Origin of the sequence: Peribacillus sp. FSL P2-0133 (genome assembly GCF_037975445.1) — a bacterium.
Classification (GTDB): domain Bacteria; phylum Bacillota; class Bacilli; order Bacillales; family DSM-1321; genus Peribacillus; species Peribacillus simplex_E.
This window is the reverse complement of record NZ_CP150254.1, coordinates 4581734-4597840: the sequence shown is the minus strand read 5'-3', so window position 1 is coordinate 4597840 and position 16107 is coordinate 4581734. Positions and strand designations below refer to the sequence as shown.

The window sequence follows — 16107 nt, the reverse complement described above, 5'->3', positions numbered from 1 at the left end:
GACTTGGCCTCATTTTCCTATGATATAATGGAGGAAACTTCAGACGGGTTAAGGAGAATAGGAATGGCCAGCGATAATAAAACTATTCAATTGGAATTAGTGAAAGCGATATTGGAAGAATTGCCTTTCGGTGTTTTGGTATCGAAAAACGAAACAGAAATCGTTCTCTGCAATCGCGTATTATCCGAGGCTTTTGCTGAGAATGAATTTGATCTGCAAATAAATTTGATTATTGAAAAAAATCTTGTGCCAGCTGTAAATACTCCGATCCGTTTGAATGATAATAATGGAATTGTCAGAAAAGCCATCATTCAAATGGATGATGAGGAGTATCAGATTTATCTCCTGTTATTTACAAATAATAAAAGTGATTTTCTTAATATCGATAATCATGAAGAACTTCTGTTTAAGGATATTATCGAATTTGCCTATGACGGCTTGGTGATGGTCGATACGGAAGGGTATGTCCAAATGCTGAGTCACGCTTATGCGGATTTTCTTGGCGTCGATCAGGAAAGCTCCATAGGGAAACATGTAACGGAGGTCATTGAAAACACCCGTATGCATGTGGTCGCCAAAACTGGCAAGCAAGAGGTCGCTGAATTACAAAAAATTAAAGATAATTATATAATTGCGACCCGCTCCCCGATAAGGAAACAAGGTAAATTAATAGGGGCGGTCGGAAAGATTCTTTTTAAGAATGTCGGGCAATTTACCGCTCTTTCCAAACGGATAAATTCACTTGAAGTAGAGCTGAAAAAGTACAAAGGTGATTTTCGCGAGAGAAATAAGGCCTCATATACGTTTGATCATTTGATGGGGAGAAGCACTGCTTTCATGGAAGTAAAAGGTCAAGCCAAAATTGCCGCTAAAAGCGACTCGAATGTGTTGATTTTGGGCGAAAGCGGAACAGGTAAGGAGCTGTTTGCCCATTCCATTCATAATGACAGCAGAAGGGCCATGGGTGTGTTTGTCAAAGTGAACTGTGCCGCCATCCCGGCAGAGCTGCTGGAGTCAGAGCTATTTGGCTATGAAGAGGGTTCTTTCACTGGTGCAAAAAAAGGCGGAAAAGCAGGTAAGTTCGAAGCGGCTGAAGGCGGAACGATTTTTCTCGATGAAATCGGTGAGCTGCCACTGCATATGCAGGTGAAGCTGCTCCGTGTTTTACAAGAAAAAGAGATCGAGAGGGTCGGTTCGACGGGAAGCATTCCGATTGATGTACGGGTAATCGCTGCAACGAACCGTAATCTGGAGGAAATGGTCTCGAAAGGGGAATTCCGACTTGATATGTATTACCGGTTGAAGGTCTTGCAAATCCAGGTTCCTTCCTTGAGGGAGCGACCGGAGGACATTGAAATACTGGTAAATCATTTTGTTGAAAAGTACCAGAACCTCATGAAAAAACGCGTAACGGGTATGAGTGAACAAGCTTTACGGCTGTTGCGTCTTTATAAATGGCCGGGTAATATCCGTGAGTTGGAGAATATCATTGAACGTGCAATGAATATTGTTGAAGAAGGGGAAATGATACGTTCCAAGCATCTCCCTAAAGAAATAACGGGTCATAAAGAATCAGTATCGATCCGCACTTTAGCTGAAGTAATGGATGAGACCGAACGGGCTGCAATAGTTTCATGTTTGGAAATGACTTCTGGTAATAAATCGGAAACGGCAAAGAGACTCGGAGTGAGTCGAACAACACTGTATGAAAAAATGAATAAATATGGTTTATGAATATAGAAAGTACCCTTTTGCCAAAGGGTTCAGACTGTAGACAAATTCGAAGAATATCGAGTTTGCCTGCAGTTTTTTTATTTTAAAAACGTTTCAGGTGTTTTCAGAAATCCGCTCCCTTTCCGCCAACTGTCTGCCAAGCCTCATCAAAGCAAGCGTCTCCGGGTCCCGGTAAGCCAGTTTTTCGGCAGGAGTGTCGCAAATTTCTTCAATCCAATGAGGGGTTTATAAAAAAACAATGAAGTAAACCTAGTCTTAATCATGGTTCAGGATGAGACCAGCCTACAGTTTTTTCTATAAAAAACAGTCCAGTAGATTGGAGCGGGTGTTCGAGACTCCTGCGGGAAATGCGCGTCTAGGAAGACCCCGCAGGCGCAAGCCGAGGAGGCTCCCGGGACCGCCCGCGGAAAGCGAGTACTTGAAGTGAACGTTTAAACAGCCCCTCCAAAAAAAACAGTAGGTACATTAGTGCATATTTTTCACTAGCAAATATTCGGGAGTGTTAGGAGATCCGTACATAAAATGAAAGGAAATATAAATGGTGTAAGAAAATGTTTACACTTTTTTGAAGTTTATACGTATGTGTACTGAAACCTTGACAGTTTTAAGGGATTTTATTTATAAAAAGGGAAATAAAATGTTTGAAAAGGCATTAAAAGATGTGATTTTTCATTGTACTTAAGTTGGCACAATAATTGCATAATTAACTTTAGTGAATGGCCTATCTGTCATTTTATATTGTGTTTCCACGTAAAATGAAAGGGGATTTCGTAATTCAGCAGATTGTTGAAAGCGTTCTCAATAATTGGAAACCACTGAGGAAGATCATTCAGCTTGACTTGGGGAAGGCAGGCTTGGATGGCAAAAGCGGAATAATTGAAAATATGGAATTTAGGAGATTAATAGTTTTACTTAAGGGCTTCCGAAATTATTTTGGGGCAAGGGGAGAAAAGGGGGAATTGAGTTGGTGATTCAAATTTTAGCCATTGTTGTGGCGCTGGGACTTTTAATCTTTTTAGCCTACCGGGGCTATCCGGTCATTATCATAGCGCCGATTGTTACTTTATTGGCGGTCATTCTATCCGGTGGACATTTGCTGCCGAGTTATACAGAGACATATATGACGTTTGCGGCTAACTATATAAAAGCGTTTTTTCCGATATTTTTATTAGGGGCCGTATTTGGAAAAGTCATGGAGATGAGCGGTGCAGCTGCATCCATTGCCAAGACCATCGTAAAATCACTAGGCTCAAAGCAGGCCATTCTTGCTGTGGTGCTGGCGTGTTCGGCGCTGACATACGGCGGGGTTTCATTGTTTGTAGTGGCATTCGCCGTTTATCCATTTGCAGCGGCAATTTTTAAAGAAGCAGACATTCCAAAAAGATTATTGCCAGGAACGATAGCATTAGGCGCTTTCACTTATACGATGGATGCCCTTCCTGGAACACCTCAGATTCAAAATATCATTCCAACGAATTATTTCGGAACTGATACCTATGCAGCTCCAATAATGGGGATTATTGGCGCGATCATGGTATTCACTGGAGGAATGCTCTGGTTAGAGCGTCGCCGTAAACAAGCGTTGGCAAATGGTGAAGGCTACGGGGAAGGACATATTAATGAACCAGAAAGTGCAGAACAGCAAAACCTGCCTAACTTTTGGCTGTCCATCGTACCGCTCATCCTTGTCGTAGCGTTTAATTTTGCTTTCAGCCGGAGTGCCATTTCGGTTAAGCACTGGTATGATGCATCTATGTTGAAGGAAACTTTCAACATTGCCGATGTAAGCACAGTCACTTCATCATGGTCTTTGATTGTTGCATTGACAATCGGTATTATTGCAGCGATGCTTCTGAATGTTGGACGTATCAAGGTCAAATTGGCAAGTGGATTAACAGCTGCGGCAATGGGATCATTGCTTGCCATATTCAATACTGCATCTGAAGTTGGTTTCGGGAATGTGGTGAAAACTCTTCCTGGATTCTCGGTCATTCAAAACTGGGTGTTCGATGCAAGCGGCAATCCACTCGTATCCGAAGCTATCGCCGTCAATGTGCTGGCAGGGATTACCGGATCCGCGTCAGGTGGACTTTCGATTGCGTTAGAAGTAATGGGAAGTCACTATTTGCAGGTGGCTCAAAGTGTCGGAATCACCCCGGAAATGCTTCATCGAATTGCATCCATGGCATCTGGCGGAATGGATACGCTGCCTCATAATGGTGCCGTCATTACCTTGCTTGCCATTACTGGACTGACACATCGTCAATCTTACAAGGATATATTTGCGATTACGGTTTTGAAAACAGTGACCGTGTTCATCATAGCTTTTGCAACTTCACTGTTTATTTAATAGAATAGTATTAAGAATGGAGATGATGGAAAATGAGTAAAATATTAACATCTTTTGATAGCGCTATTCAACAAATCGAGGATGGAGCAACCATTATCGTTGGCGGATTCGGATTAAGCGGAATACCAGAAAAACTAATCTTTGCTTTGCGTAACAAAGGTGTAAAGGATTTGACGATTGTCAGCAACAATTGTGGAGTCGACGATTGGGGTCTAGGTCTTTTGCTTGAAAATAAACAAATCAAAAAAATGATCGCTTCTTATGTAGGGGAAAATAAGTTATTTGAACAGCAATTTTTAAGTGGCGAGCTGGAGGTCGAGCTAGTTCCTCAAGGAACGCTGGCCGAGCGTTTAAGAGCGGGCGGAGCGGGAATTCCTGCCTTTTATACAGCTACAGGAGTAGGAACGGAAGTCGCAAAAGGTAAAGAACATAAAGATTTTGATGGCCGCACATACATTATGGAAAAAGGAATAGTCGGAGATTTTGCCTTTGTAAAAGCCTGGAAAGCAGATCATTTCGGTAATCTTGTATATCGGAAAACGGCAAGGAATTTTAACCCTGTCGTTGCCACAGCAGGGAAAGTCACGCTTGTCGAAGTGGAGGAGCTCGTGGGCACAGGAGAGCTCGATCCAGATGAAATTCATACTTCAGGGGTTTATGTACAGAAAGTGCTTGTAGGAAATGACTATGAAAAACGAATTGAAAAACTTACAACTGCTAACGCATAAAAAGGAGGAGTATTCGAATGACTAGACAACTAATTTTAGAACGGGCTGTTAAAGAAATCCAAGATGGTATGTGTGTGAATTTAGGGATTGGAATGCCGACCTTGATTGCCAACATGATTCCAAATGACTTTAATGTCATGCTTCAATCGGAAAATGGCTTACTGGGAATCGGGCCTTATCCACAAAAAGATGAAGTCGATCCGGATTTGATTAATGCAGGAAAAGAAACAGTAACGGCAAAATCGGGGGCATCATTTTTTGATAGCGCTGAGTCGTTCGCGATGATTCGCGGCGGCCACATCGATCTGGCCATTTTAGGCGGGATGGAAGTTTCCGAGAATGGGGACTTGGCAAACTGGATGATTCCAGGGAAGATGGTAAAAGGAATGGGAGGGGCGATGGATCTCGTCCAAGGCGCAAAACGAATTGTTGTCATAATGGACCATGTGAACAAGCATGGGGAATCCAAAGTGAAAAAGAGCTGTACATTGCCTTTGACGGGGGAAAAAGTCGTCCATTGCCTGATTACCGAACTGGCTGTTTTTCAATTTACAGAAGCAGGCATGGAATTGATTGAATTGCAAAATGGCGTAACACTTGATGAAGTGAAAAGTAAAACAGAGGCTGACTTTAAAATAAGCCCCTCTATTGAAATTAGAGCGTAAGTTAATGAGATTAATAAAATAATTCATTAATAGACTACTTTCATTCGCAAAATGGGCGAACGGAAGTAGTCTATTTTTTTGGGGGGGAAATTCCCTTTCTATTGTGAAGGAACAACAAGCTTTTTCACCTCAGTTATCAATATTGGAAAAAGATGATAAATCCAAAAAAAAATCTAGAAAAAATGGCTAGCCGAGACGCCGGAGATGCTTGCTTTGGTGAGGCTTGGCAGGCAGTGTGCGGAAAGGGAGTGGATTTCCGAAAGAGAGTATGTGTAATGATTTCCACTCCAGGCACTCGCTTTCCGCGGGCGGTCCGGGAGCCTCCTCGGCGCACTTGCGCCTGCGGGGTCTCCCTTGGACGCGTATTCCCGCAGGAGTCTCGTACCCTCCATTCCAATCAACTTTGTTTAAAAAATCCAGATATCCTTTTGTCGTCAAAATGAAGTTCGAAATGGTCTCACCCCGAACCAAGTTTAAGACTAGATTATCCTTCATGATTTTTTACTGTAACCCTTATTGGATTGAAGAAATTTGCGACACTCCTGCCGAAAAAACGGCTAGCCGAGACCCCGTAAATGAGAACAAAATTTTCAACTCTGCTACTTTTCCATTAAAAAGGCTTATATAAAGCTTGATGGGAACTTAAAAGGAGGGATTACATTGACGGTAGCATTACGAACGTTATTGGATCGATCAGTGAAAAAGATGGGCAAAGGGATGAATCCTGTTGTGAAGGCATCAGCATTGGAAATGGTGGAACGTGCTTATACTGAAGGGATCACTGTACAGATAAGTGCAGGTTATCGCTCTTTGGAAGAACAAGCCGCCCTTTATGGTCAAGGACGAGTTTACAGCTACAATGGAAAAAACTATAGCAATCTTGCTAAACCTATTGTGACGAACGCTAAACCAGGACAATCTTTTCATAATTATGGACTGGCCATTGATTTCTTCATTGTGAGTGATGATGGCAAGAGGGTGATATGGACAGTTAATTCAAAGTGGCAGCGCGTGGCTGCCATAGGTAAGGATTTAGGCTTTAAATGGGGCGGGGATTGGAGTTCATTCAAGGATTATCCCCACTTGGAGATGACAGGCGGGTTATCTTTTACACAGTTACAAGCAGGAAAAGAACCGCACCTTACCTTCAAACTAGAAAAAATGGAAATGCCGAAAACCAGCAAAGGAGATAGTCATATAATTTCGATACAAAAAACGTTAAATAGCCGATATAAAACGAATATTGAGGGTGATGGGTTTTATGGTCCCAAAACTCGATCGGCCCTTATAAAAGGTTTACAAACGGAGCTGAATAAGCAATACAATAAAAAGCTAGTTGTCGATGGAAAATGGGGACCTAAAACCAAGACTGCAGCCGTCACCATAAAAAAAGGCGCTAGCTGCAATATCACATGGATCCTGCAAGCAGCGCTCTATATGAAAGGATATAACCCTGGGCCTCTTGATGGAGAATTCGGAAAAAATACCGAGACGGCATTATTCAAATACCAAAAGGCATGTAAGGTTTCTGCTGATAAGCTTGCAGGTCAAGAAACATGGAATGAATTGCTTGCTTGATAGGAAAAACCATACCGTTAGCAGAAAGAATAGCTGTGGCAAGAGCGCACCAACTACCTTTTCCTCATTACTTATACTTCCTCTCAAATAGTAATGATGGATTGCAAAGTTCTTAATATTCCTTTAGAGTACGTACCTGTCGCTATTTTAGTATGAGCTTCCTTCGCTTCTTGAGTTGCATTCCCTACCAGGTAACCATGTTTAACACTTTTTAACATGAGCAGATCATTACCGCTATCCCCGAATGCAAAGGCATGCTCACGACTCAGCCCGAATTTGTCTAGCATAAAACGTACAATCTCATTTTTTCCAGTACCTAATGGAATGAAGTCTATATCATAACTATCTTCGGGATCGCCGGCAAGGGGATTGCAACGATTGATATTTACCCCTATCCCGTACTCTTTGGCCACCCTCTGGATGGTGGCTAAGTTCTTCTTGTCGACGGATTCATGTTGTATTTGATAATAATAATTTCTTTTATAGCGTGAACTTCCCATTTGAGTCTGAGGAATCAATGGTATATTGCCGTTATGTAGAACATTATAAATTTCATCGACTTTCCTTTTATTAAATTCTTCGATAATAATCTGTGAATGCCAATCTGGATCATTTTCCAAAAAATTATTTTCTGAGAAATAGGTGATTTCGGTACCTAAGTCACTGGCAATAAAATGTGGGAAAAATCTGAACCTACCTTGTTCCATTTTATGTAATATTGATTCGATACTACTCCCAGTGACCCAGCCAAAGACAAGTTCTTCATTATTACTTTTTGCCTCTAAGTAATTTTCAAGTTCATATAAATCTTTCTGTTTCTCGTGACTCATGGAGTGAGGATAATAGGTTTCATCAAAATCACAGAATACAATGTATTTTGGGTCTTCAACATTTGGCAATAACTGAAACCCGCCCTTTTTATTCAATAACATAACAATCCCTCCATTAGCTAAAAATATCCGCTTCAATAACTTTTTAAAAATACGGCTCGGAAAAATTTTGTTAATATGTGATATATGAGAACGGTTTAATAATAACTTCTGAAATCGATAACATGTCAACCACTTATTACAAGGATGGGATTAAATGACGAAAATTAGTGAGATAGCCAAGATATGTAATGTCTCTAAAACAACGGTATCTAGAGTCTTGAATAATCATCCATATGTATCAAAAGAAAAAAGGGAAAAAATCTTAAAGCTGATTGAAGAGCTTGATTATGCACCAAGTTCACTTGCCCGGAATTTTAGGACAAATAAAACCAAAACCATTGCAATATCAGTCCCAAGTTTCGATCATCCATTCTTTGCCCAATTGGTTAAAGGAGTATCTCTAGCAGCATTGGACAATGATTATAAAGTTCTTATATTTCAAACCTTTTATGAGTCGAAAAATGAATTGGATGTTATGGAAAAATTAAAGAATAGAGAAGTAGATGGGGTTATTTTAGGAGCGTTAGAAAATGAATGGAATGTAATAAAGCCTTATTTGAAATACGGCCCAATTTTACTGTGTAATGAATACCATGATTCCGCCTCTATACCAATTATTGGTTATGATGAATTCGAAGCGACATACAAAGCTGTTAATCATTTAATAAAAAAAGGCCATAGTAAGATAGGTTTTTGCTACGATACTTCTTATAGTCAGGCTCAGATTCAAAGAAAAGAAGGGTTTATAAAAGCATTAGCGGATAATCATTTACTACACAATGAAGATTGGATATTTGGACATGGATTTAATATTGAAGATGGGTTCCGTATTTGTGATGAAATATTAAAATTAAAAGAAAAACCTACTGCCTTATTTACTGGAAATGACCAGGTCGCAGCAGGAATTATTAAAAAGGCAACTACATTAGGCTATAAAATACCGGAATGCCTAGCTATAGTTGGTTATGATAATCAATCTATTTGCCAAGTCACAACCCCTACCATAACCACAATCGATATACCGATTATGGAACTAGGACAACGCACTGTAATAGAATTGATAAAATATTTAAATGATAATTTGGAATTAAAGCGCGACATTATTAAATTGCCTACCAAACTTAAAATAAGAGAATCGACCTAACCTTCATTAAGATATAAAACTTGTATACAGAATAAAAGCGCTAAAGTAATTTAAAAGGTACGGAGTTCAGGAGTTCCAGTTATATGAATGATGGCGGATAGGATGCCATCCGTCCTGCCATGGGAATAATTCGACTTTCCCGGGAAATAATTCACCTAAACCCAACATGATTCGACATAACCCGGAATAATCCTTCCTTCACAAATCCGCTATTCATCTAAAGAATTCATTCAAGTTCCAAGCACCAATCATTGCATCGCATAAAGCTTCCTGGCGGGTATTCGAATTCACATTCGGAGATGAAGTTGAATTTAAGCTTGCGGCAAATTGCGTTTGATGCAGAATTATTGATCGAAGGGAATGCGTGAATGTATTTGTATTTTCGTTCGGCTTTGATTTTCTCTATCATTGCCTTCACGGCATGAGATGCGATTCCTTTTCCTTGAAAGGAAGGGAGGACGCTCCAACCGATTTCGTACACATTTTCATCGTTCCAGACTTTTTGCCAGTAGCCAACGGAACCGGCTGCCTCTGTCTCTGGAAACGTGTTTATGCTAAACATGCACCCCTTTTCTCCAATCTGTAGGTACCGTTGATGGCGTTTCAGGATTTGTTCATTATTTTCTGGTCCGCCAAGATGTTCCATCATTTCTGGGGCATTTAGTTGAAAAAGCAATTCAAGGTCTTTATCTTCCCACGGTTTAATTTCTATTTTAGTTTCTTTGCTTCGTTCTGAAATCCGACTCACCCCTAAATTTTATATTTTCTAATATAATCTTCTTGGCATAATGCGAGATTCCTTTTTTTGAACTTATTATTCTATTACCTTTGTATTGAAGTTTGATTTTAATAAGAATAAAGAGATGAATGTTTCCCATTAAATGCTATAATTTACAGGTGATTCTATCAGATGACAGAGAACGGAGATGAAGAAATGAAATCTTCAGTAAATCAGTTTTCCACTCAATTTGAATGGATATTGAATGTAATCAATGTGGGTGTCCATATTGTGAATAAAGATGGGGACACGGTATTTTACAATGAAATGATGGCACATATCGACGGGCTTGATCGTGAACATGTGCTGGGGGAAAATATTTTTCAGCTTTATCCTTCATTGACTGATGAATCCAGTACGCTGAATGTAGCATTGGAAAAAGGCAATGAAACGATTGAGTCCATTCAAACATATGTCAATTTAAAGGAGAAAAAAATAACGTCGATCAATAGTACGTATCCTTTGTATGAGGATGGTGAAATTATAGGGGCAGTGGAAATCGCAAAGGATATTACGAAGGTCATGAATATGTACGACCAAATTGTCGATTTGCGTTCCCAGCTGGCCGAGACCCATAAGAAAAGTAAGTTCTCTGAAGGGACGGCGACCTATCATTTTAGTGATTTGATTGGTAAAAGCCCTGCTTTTCAGCAAGCGATTTCATTGGCGAAAAAAGCGGCCCGTACCCATTCCCCAGTCATGATTTATGGACCTACCGGGACAGGGAAAGAACTGGTTGCGCAAAGTATACATAATGTAAGTGCTCAGCGAAATCAGCCTTTCATCGCGCAGAACTGTGCAGCTGTTCCAAAGGAATTGATGGAGGGGCTGCTGTTCGGCACGACGAAAGGGGCTTTTACCGGAGCTATGGATCGCATGGGCATTTTTGAACAGGCAAATGGCGGAACTCTTTTCCTTGATGAGCTGAATAGCCTCGACCTCGGTCTGCAGGCAAAATTACTGCGAGTGCTTCAGGAAGGTGAGGTGCGCCGTGTTGGAGGTTCGAAGGAGCAGAAGGTTAATGTGAAGATCATTGCTGCGATGAACATATCTCCAGAAGAGGCGTTGGAGCGGGGAATCATTCGCTCGGATTTATTTTTCCGCCTGAATGTCGTGACGATCCAAATGCCTTCTCTTTTGGAGCGTAAAACGGATATTCCGGAAATCGTCAATCACTTTATTCAAAAGTTCAACAAATCATTTTTTACCGAAGTGCGCGGGATCAGTCAAAAGGCGATGCAGCGGCTTCTTCAATATCAATGGCCAGGAAACATTCGTGAACTGGGACATGCCATCGAGTTGACCTTTAACGTCATGGACGCAGGGGAAGATATGATTGATGAACATCATCTTCCTGCTTATCTTTTCCCTTCAGGAAATTATGCTGCAGCAAATGCGCAGAGCCATCCTTCCCCATTGAAAAACAAGATTGATTTACCTGTCGTTCTTGAAGAAATGGAAAGGGAAATGATCATCAATATGTTCGAGAAATATAACGGAAATATCAGCAAAACGGCAGAAGCCCTCAATATTAAAAGACAGGGACTGCAATATAAGTTAAACAAGTACGGCATTGAAAAAGTTTATACGGCAGGATCGAAGGAATCAAAGTGAATGCAGGTTTTTTCACTTTCTTGATCATGTTGTAACGAAGAGGGCTCTTGTGTAAAGAGACCCTCTTTTTTGATTTTTTACTTGGCGCAAAGAATCTGGCTGCAAAAAATTATGCGTAATGAAAAATTTCTTGCGACTTTAAGCTCGGTTTGCCCCCTTTTGCCTACGTTTTCCTTGTTATTCATGTTGGCATCATTCTTGCGAGAGTATATATATAAGTTCTTACAATAAAGGGGGCATTTTAAATGAATTTGATGGGAATGGATGTAAAACATAAAGAATACCTAGGTGGACGCAGGCATTATAATGATATCGAATTGTGGAAGGATGTAACGGAAGAGCAGTGGAATGACTGGCTCTGGCAATTGACCAATACGATTAAAACACTGGATGATTTGAAAAAGGTCGTCAACCTGACACCTGAAGAAGAAGAAGGAGTCCGGATTTCGACTCAAACGATTCCGTTGAACATTACGCCTTATTATGCTTCTTTGATGAATCCCGATGATCCTCGCTGTCCGATTCGTTTACAGTCGGTACCGCTTTCGGCAGAAATGAACAAGACTAGATATGATTTGGAGGATCCGCTGCATGAGGATGAGGATTCCCCTGTTCCAGGATTGACGCATCGATATCCGGATCGCGTTCTATTCCTTGTAACGAACCAATGCTCCATGTACTGCAGATATTGTACTCGACGCCGTTTCTCAGGTCAGGTTGGCATGGGTGTTCCCAAGAAGCAGCTTGACGGGGCGATTGAATATATCCGGAACACTCCGGAAGTGAGGGACGTGCTGATCTCTGGCGGAGACGGCCTGCTGATCAATGATAAGATCCTTGAATACGTATTGAGTAACTTACGTGCCATCCCGCATGTGGAAATCATTCGGATCGGAACACGTGCACCGGTCGTTTTCCCGCAGAGGATTACGGAAAATTTATGTAATATTCTGAAAAAGTATCATCCGGTTTGGTTGAATACACATTTCAATCATTCACTTGAACTGACGGATGAAGCGAAAAAAGCATGTGATATGCTGTCGATGGCAGGCGTACCGCTTGGTAATCAGGCAGTCATCCTAGCTGGAATCAACGATAGTGTACATATCATGAAAAAGCTTATGCATGACTGTGTAAAAGCAAGGGTAAGACCTTATTACATTTATCAATGTGATCTATCTGAAGGGATTGGCCATTTCCGGGCGCCGGTTTCAAAAGGACTTGAAATCATTGAAGCGCTGCGCGGCCATACATCAGGATATGCAGTGCCTACCTTTGTGGTGGATGCTCCTGGCGGAGGCGGAAAGATTGCCTTGACTCCGAATTACCTTCTTTCGCAAAGTCCGGATAAAGTCGTTTTACGGAACTTTGAAGGAGTTATCACAAGCTATCCGGAGCCGAAGAATTATGTTGCCGGCAGTGCAGATGCTTACTTTGATGAAGTGTATGGTACTGCGGATAGGAAAGAAGCCGTCGGGATTTCAGCTCTGATGACGGACGAGAAATTCAACTTGGTGCCAGAAGGCCTTCGTCGTCTTGACAAGAGAAAAGCATATGAAATCACTGAGGAACATGCTTCCTTGAAGGATCGCCGTGATAAACGGGATGAAATGAAGGAAAAATTAAGGTTAGCCCAAGAAAAAAAGAACGCCATGGCCGCTAGTGGCTCTGTTAAATCTGAAGGCAAGGAGGAATGAAGATGGATTGCTTGTGGTGCAACACCCCGAACGTGGAAGAAAGTGAAAAGAAGGATTGTTACTGGATCATGCCTGACGGGAAACGCTCTATAAAAGTCCTTCAAGTTCCAGCCGTGAACTGTCCTGAGTGTGGAATCTATGTGTCTGATTCGATGAATCAAAAGGTGGATGAAGCCTTATCTATATATGATGTGAGTGAATATCCTGATGAGTTCACGTATGATCAGCTTCTTCAGGCACCTATCAAAAAATTATTCAATTGGAAATAGAATGCCGGGAGAAGCGGATGATATGCATCTCTTCTCCCGAATTCTTTAAATAAGGGGGGTACATAATGCCAGTTCAAAAGCTGCCTTTTTTCACCCAAGTGGAGACTGGGGATTGTTATACGATGGAACTCTATCATGATCATGCCAATCAGCGCTTACGCATGGATGATTATCGGGGAAATATCAAAAAAGCGATCGATCGGGCCCTTGCCATCGCAAAGGAGCAGGGCTTCACTAAAGTGATACTTAAAGCCAGAAATGAAGATCTATCAGCGGCATTGGGTCAAGGATTCATGCTGGAAGGCATATTGAGCAAGTATTTCAAAGGGAATGATGCTTATTGCATGGCCTTCTATTTAACGGATGAAAGGCGAACAAGCGACTTTTGGGTCAAGGAAGATAAAGTCATCCAAGATGTTAGCCGGATTCCTAGGGTGATGGAATCTCAGCAAATACCTGAGGATTATATCCTCCGGTTTGCTACGGTTGAAGATGCAGAGGAGCTGGCGAAGTTATATGGTGCCATTTTTGAAACCTATCCTACACCGATGAATGATGAGCGATATATCAAGAAAGTGATGGAGGAAGGCACGATCTTTAGTGTTATCGAATATGAAGGAACCATCGTGAGTGCTGCATCCGCTGAAGTGAATGAGATGTATCACAATGCTGAATTAACGGACTGTGCAACGATTCCCCAACATCGAAAGCATGGTTTCATGAAGGTGCTCATCTCCGCATTGGAACAAGAATTGTTCAGGAAAAACATTTATTGCTCTTATTCATTAGCGCGATCATTGTCAATGGGCATGAACGCAGTCTTTCATCAGCTGGGGTATGAATATGGAGGCAGATTAACGAAGAATTGCAATATTTGGGATAAGTATGAGGACATGAATATTTGGGGTAAAGATTTATCCGTCAAGTAGGAGGATTGTTTCTATGGCTAAATACACATGGGTTGACAAAGAAACCTGTATTGCGTGCGGGGCATGCGGTGCAACAGGTCCAGAGATTTATGACTATGACGATCAAGGGATCGCTTTCGTCATCTTGGACGATAATCAGGGGATTGCCGAAGTTCCTGAGATCCTGCATGATGACATGCAAGATGCTATGGAAGGCTGCCCTACCGAATCCATCCTGATTCAGGATGAACCTTTTAGTTGGTAGAATCGTTTTTTTAAAAGAACTTAATTGATTAATAGATAATGAGCAGTGCGTACAAACGTTAAAAAGGAGAGATGAAATGGAACGGAATCATTTGATTAAGCCTACTTTAGATCATCACTATCCCACTATCTCTCATGGGAATGGAATTTATCTTTATGATATAGATGGAAAACAGTATATAGACGGTTCATCAGGAGCGGTCACAGCAAGTATAGGCCATGGTGTATTGGATGTTGTCGAGGCAATGACGGAGCAGGCCCGCAAAGTTTCTTTTGCATATAGGTCTCATTTTACGAGTGGAGCCGCAGAGGCATTGGCAAAAAAGCTAAGTGAGTTGGCTCCAGGGGATTTGAATTGGTCGTTTTTTGTGAATAGTGGATCGGAAGCGACCGAAACGGCAATGAAGATCGCGATACAACATTGGCAAGAAAAAGGGTTCGAGCGAAAAAATCGCATCATATCAAGGTGGACGAGTTATCACGGGATCACGATGGGCGCTTTATCGATGTCAGGTCATGTACCAAGAAGAAAACGTTTTGTGCCGCTATTGGAGGATTTTCCTAGCATATCTGCTCCCTACTGCTATCGCTGTCCTTATAATAATGAAACCTCCGGATGCAAGCTTAAGTGTGCAGATGAACTGGAGACTGCTATTCAAAGGGTCGGCTCCGAGAATATCGCAGCCTTCATCGCAGAACCGATAATCGGGGCATCGGCTGGTGCTGTAACACCGCCGGATGGCTACTATCAAAGGATTAAGGAAATCTGCGAAAACTATAACATTCTCTTTATCGCCGATGAGGTAATGACGGGCATCGGCCGGACAGGAAAAATGTTCGCAATGGAACACTGGGGAGTCACCCCGGATATCATCGCATTGGGTAAAGGAATGAGTGCCGGCTATACTCCAATCGCAGCCACGATGATTAGTGACCGTGTCATGGAGCCCATTTTAAAAGGTTCTAAATCAATCATGGCTGGACACACATATAGTGCAAACCCTCTATCTGCAGCCGTTTCATTGGAAGTGCTTTCCTACATTGAGCGAAATGACCTGGTTCAGGCAGCGGAAGAGAAAGGTCAATATCTGTTTAAGAAGCTGGAGGGATTGGCTGAGAAATTCGACATCATTGGAGATGTAAGAGGGAAAGGGCTTCTCCTTGGGCTTGAGTTTGTCTCCAATCGAATTTCAAAAACGCCATTCGACTTGCAGATCGGCCTGACTACAAGGCTTGTCAATAAGGCTTTTGCTAAGGGGCTGTTGATCTATCCTGCTGCAGGTGCGATTGAAGGAATTGCTGGCGATGCGGTTATCATATCTCCGCCATTAATCATTACGAATGAAGAAATCGATACCCTCGTCAAGATACTGGAAGCTTCCCTCGAAGAGTTGCAGCAAGAATTGCACACGGAAGGTTTGATTGAGGACATGCAGGCTATTTAGG

14 protein-coding genes are annotated in these 16107 nt (G+C 41.7%); 12 read left to right on the top strand and 2 right to left on the bottom strand.

Annotation, left to right across the window (positions count from 1 at the left end):
- Nucleotides 1-63: 63 nt before the first annotated feature.
- From MKY17_RS22075 to MKY17_RS22055, 5 genes are all read left to right on the top strand, one after another.
- Nucleotides 64-1734, top strand: a complete 1671-nt coding sequence (locus MKY17_RS22075; protein ID WP_098372480.1) for a sigma 54-interacting transcriptional regulator — start codon at nucleotides 64-66, stop codon at nucleotides 1732-1734.
- A 964-nt stretch (nucleotides 1735-2698) separates the two neighbouring features.
- Nucleotides 2699-4084, top strand: a complete 1386-nt coding sequence (locus MKY17_RS22070) for a GntP family permease (protein WP_098372478.1) — start codon at nucleotides 2699-2701, stop codon at nucleotides 4082-4084.
- A gap of 32 nt (nucleotides 4085-4116) precedes the next feature.
- Nucleotides 4117-4812 (top strand): CoA transferase subunit A, encoded by a 696-nt coding sequence (locus MKY17_RS22065; RefSeq protein ID WP_098372477.1) that lies wholly within the window; start codon nucleotides 4117-4119, stop codon nucleotides 4810-4812.
- An 11-nt stretch (nucleotides 4813-4823) separates the two neighbouring features.
- The gene (locus MKY17_RS22060; protein WP_098372476.1) at nucleotides 4824-5477 is read left to right on the top strand and encodes a 3-oxoacid CoA-transferase subunit B; all 654 of its coding nucleotides are present in this window, start codon (nucleotides 4824-4826) and stop codon (nucleotides 5475-5477) included.
- Nucleotides 5478-6137: 660 nt separating this feature from the next.
- A complete protein-coding gene (locus MKY17_RS22055; RefSeq protein ID WP_098372474.1) occupies nucleotides 6138-7055 on the top strand; it encodes a peptidoglycan-binding protein in 918 nt (305 codons plus the stop codon).
- An 83-nt stretch (nucleotides 7056-7138) separates the two neighbouring features.
- Here the strand turns inward: MKY17_RS22055 and MKY17_RS22050 are convergent, their stop codons facing one another.
- Nucleotides 7139-7987 carry an HAD-IIB family hydrolase gene (locus MKY17_RS22050; protein WP_339200681.1) on the bottom strand — a complete coding sequence of 283 codons (849 nt, stop codon included), beginning with the start codon at nucleotides 7985-7987 and terminating at the stop codon, nucleotides 7139-7141.
- A gap of 154 nt (nucleotides 7988-8141) precedes the next feature.
- Between MKY17_RS22050 and MKY17_RS22045 the strand changes: the two genes are divergently transcribed.
- Complete coding sequence (locus MKY17_RS22045; protein WP_339200680.1) at nucleotides 8142-9131, top strand: LacI family DNA-binding transcriptional regulator; 990 nt, start codon at nucleotides 8142-8144, stop codon at nucleotides 9129-9131.
- Nucleotides 9132-9357: 226 nt separating this feature from the next.
- Here MKY17_RS22045 and MKY17_RS22040 read toward each other — a convergent pair whose 3' ends face one another.
- Nucleotides 9358-9879 (bottom strand): GNAT family N-acetyltransferase, encoded by a 522-nt coding sequence (locus tag MKY17_RS22040; RefSeq protein ID WP_339200679.1) that lies wholly within the window; start codon nucleotides 9877-9879, stop codon nucleotides 9358-9360.
- 162 nt (nucleotides 9880-10041) lie between these two features.
- On the opposite strand from MKY17_RS22040, the gene MKY17_RS22035 reads away from it, so the two are divergent.
- From MKY17_RS22035 to MKY17_RS22010, 6 genes are all read left to right on the top strand, one after another.
- Nucleotides 10042-11523 (top strand): sigma 54-interacting transcriptional regulator, encoded by a 1482-nt coding sequence (locus MKY17_RS22035; RefSeq protein ID WP_339200678.1) that lies wholly within the window; start codon nucleotides 10042-10044, stop codon nucleotides 11521-11523.
- Nucleotides 11524-11783: 260 nt separating this feature from the next.
- Complete coding sequence (gene ablA / locus MKY17_RS22030; protein ID WP_098372627.1) at nucleotides 11784-13220, top strand: lysine 2,3-aminomutase; 1437 nt, start codon at nucleotides 11784-11786, stop codon at nucleotides 13218-13220.
- 2 nt (nucleotides 13221-13222) lie between these two features.
- Complete coding sequence (locus MKY17_RS22025) at nucleotides 13223-13489, top strand: YokU family protein (protein ID WP_158226085.1); 267 nt, start codon at nucleotides 13223-13225, stop codon at nucleotides 13487-13489.
- A gap of 65 nt (nucleotides 13490-13554) precedes the next feature.
- A complete protein-coding gene (ablB, locus tag MKY17_RS22020; protein ID WP_214794912.1) occupies nucleotides 13555-14418 on the top strand; it encodes a putative beta-lysine N-acetyltransferase in 864 nt (287 codons plus the stop codon).
- 13 nt (nucleotides 14419-14431) lie between these two features.
- Nucleotides 14432-14662: a ferredoxin gene (locus tag MKY17_RS22015; RefSeq protein WP_076364212.1), complete on the top strand. Its 231-nt coding sequence runs from the start codon at nucleotides 14432-14434 to the stop codon at nucleotides 14660-14662.
- A 76-nt stretch (nucleotides 14663-14738) separates the two neighbouring features.
- Nucleotides 14739-16106, top strand: coding sequence for an aspartate aminotransferase family protein (locus tag MKY17_RS22010; RefSeq protein WP_339200675.1), 1368 nt, complete (start codon nucleotides 14739-14741; stop codon nucleotides 16104-16106).
- The last annotated feature ends 1 nt before the right edge of the window (nucleotide 16107 follow it).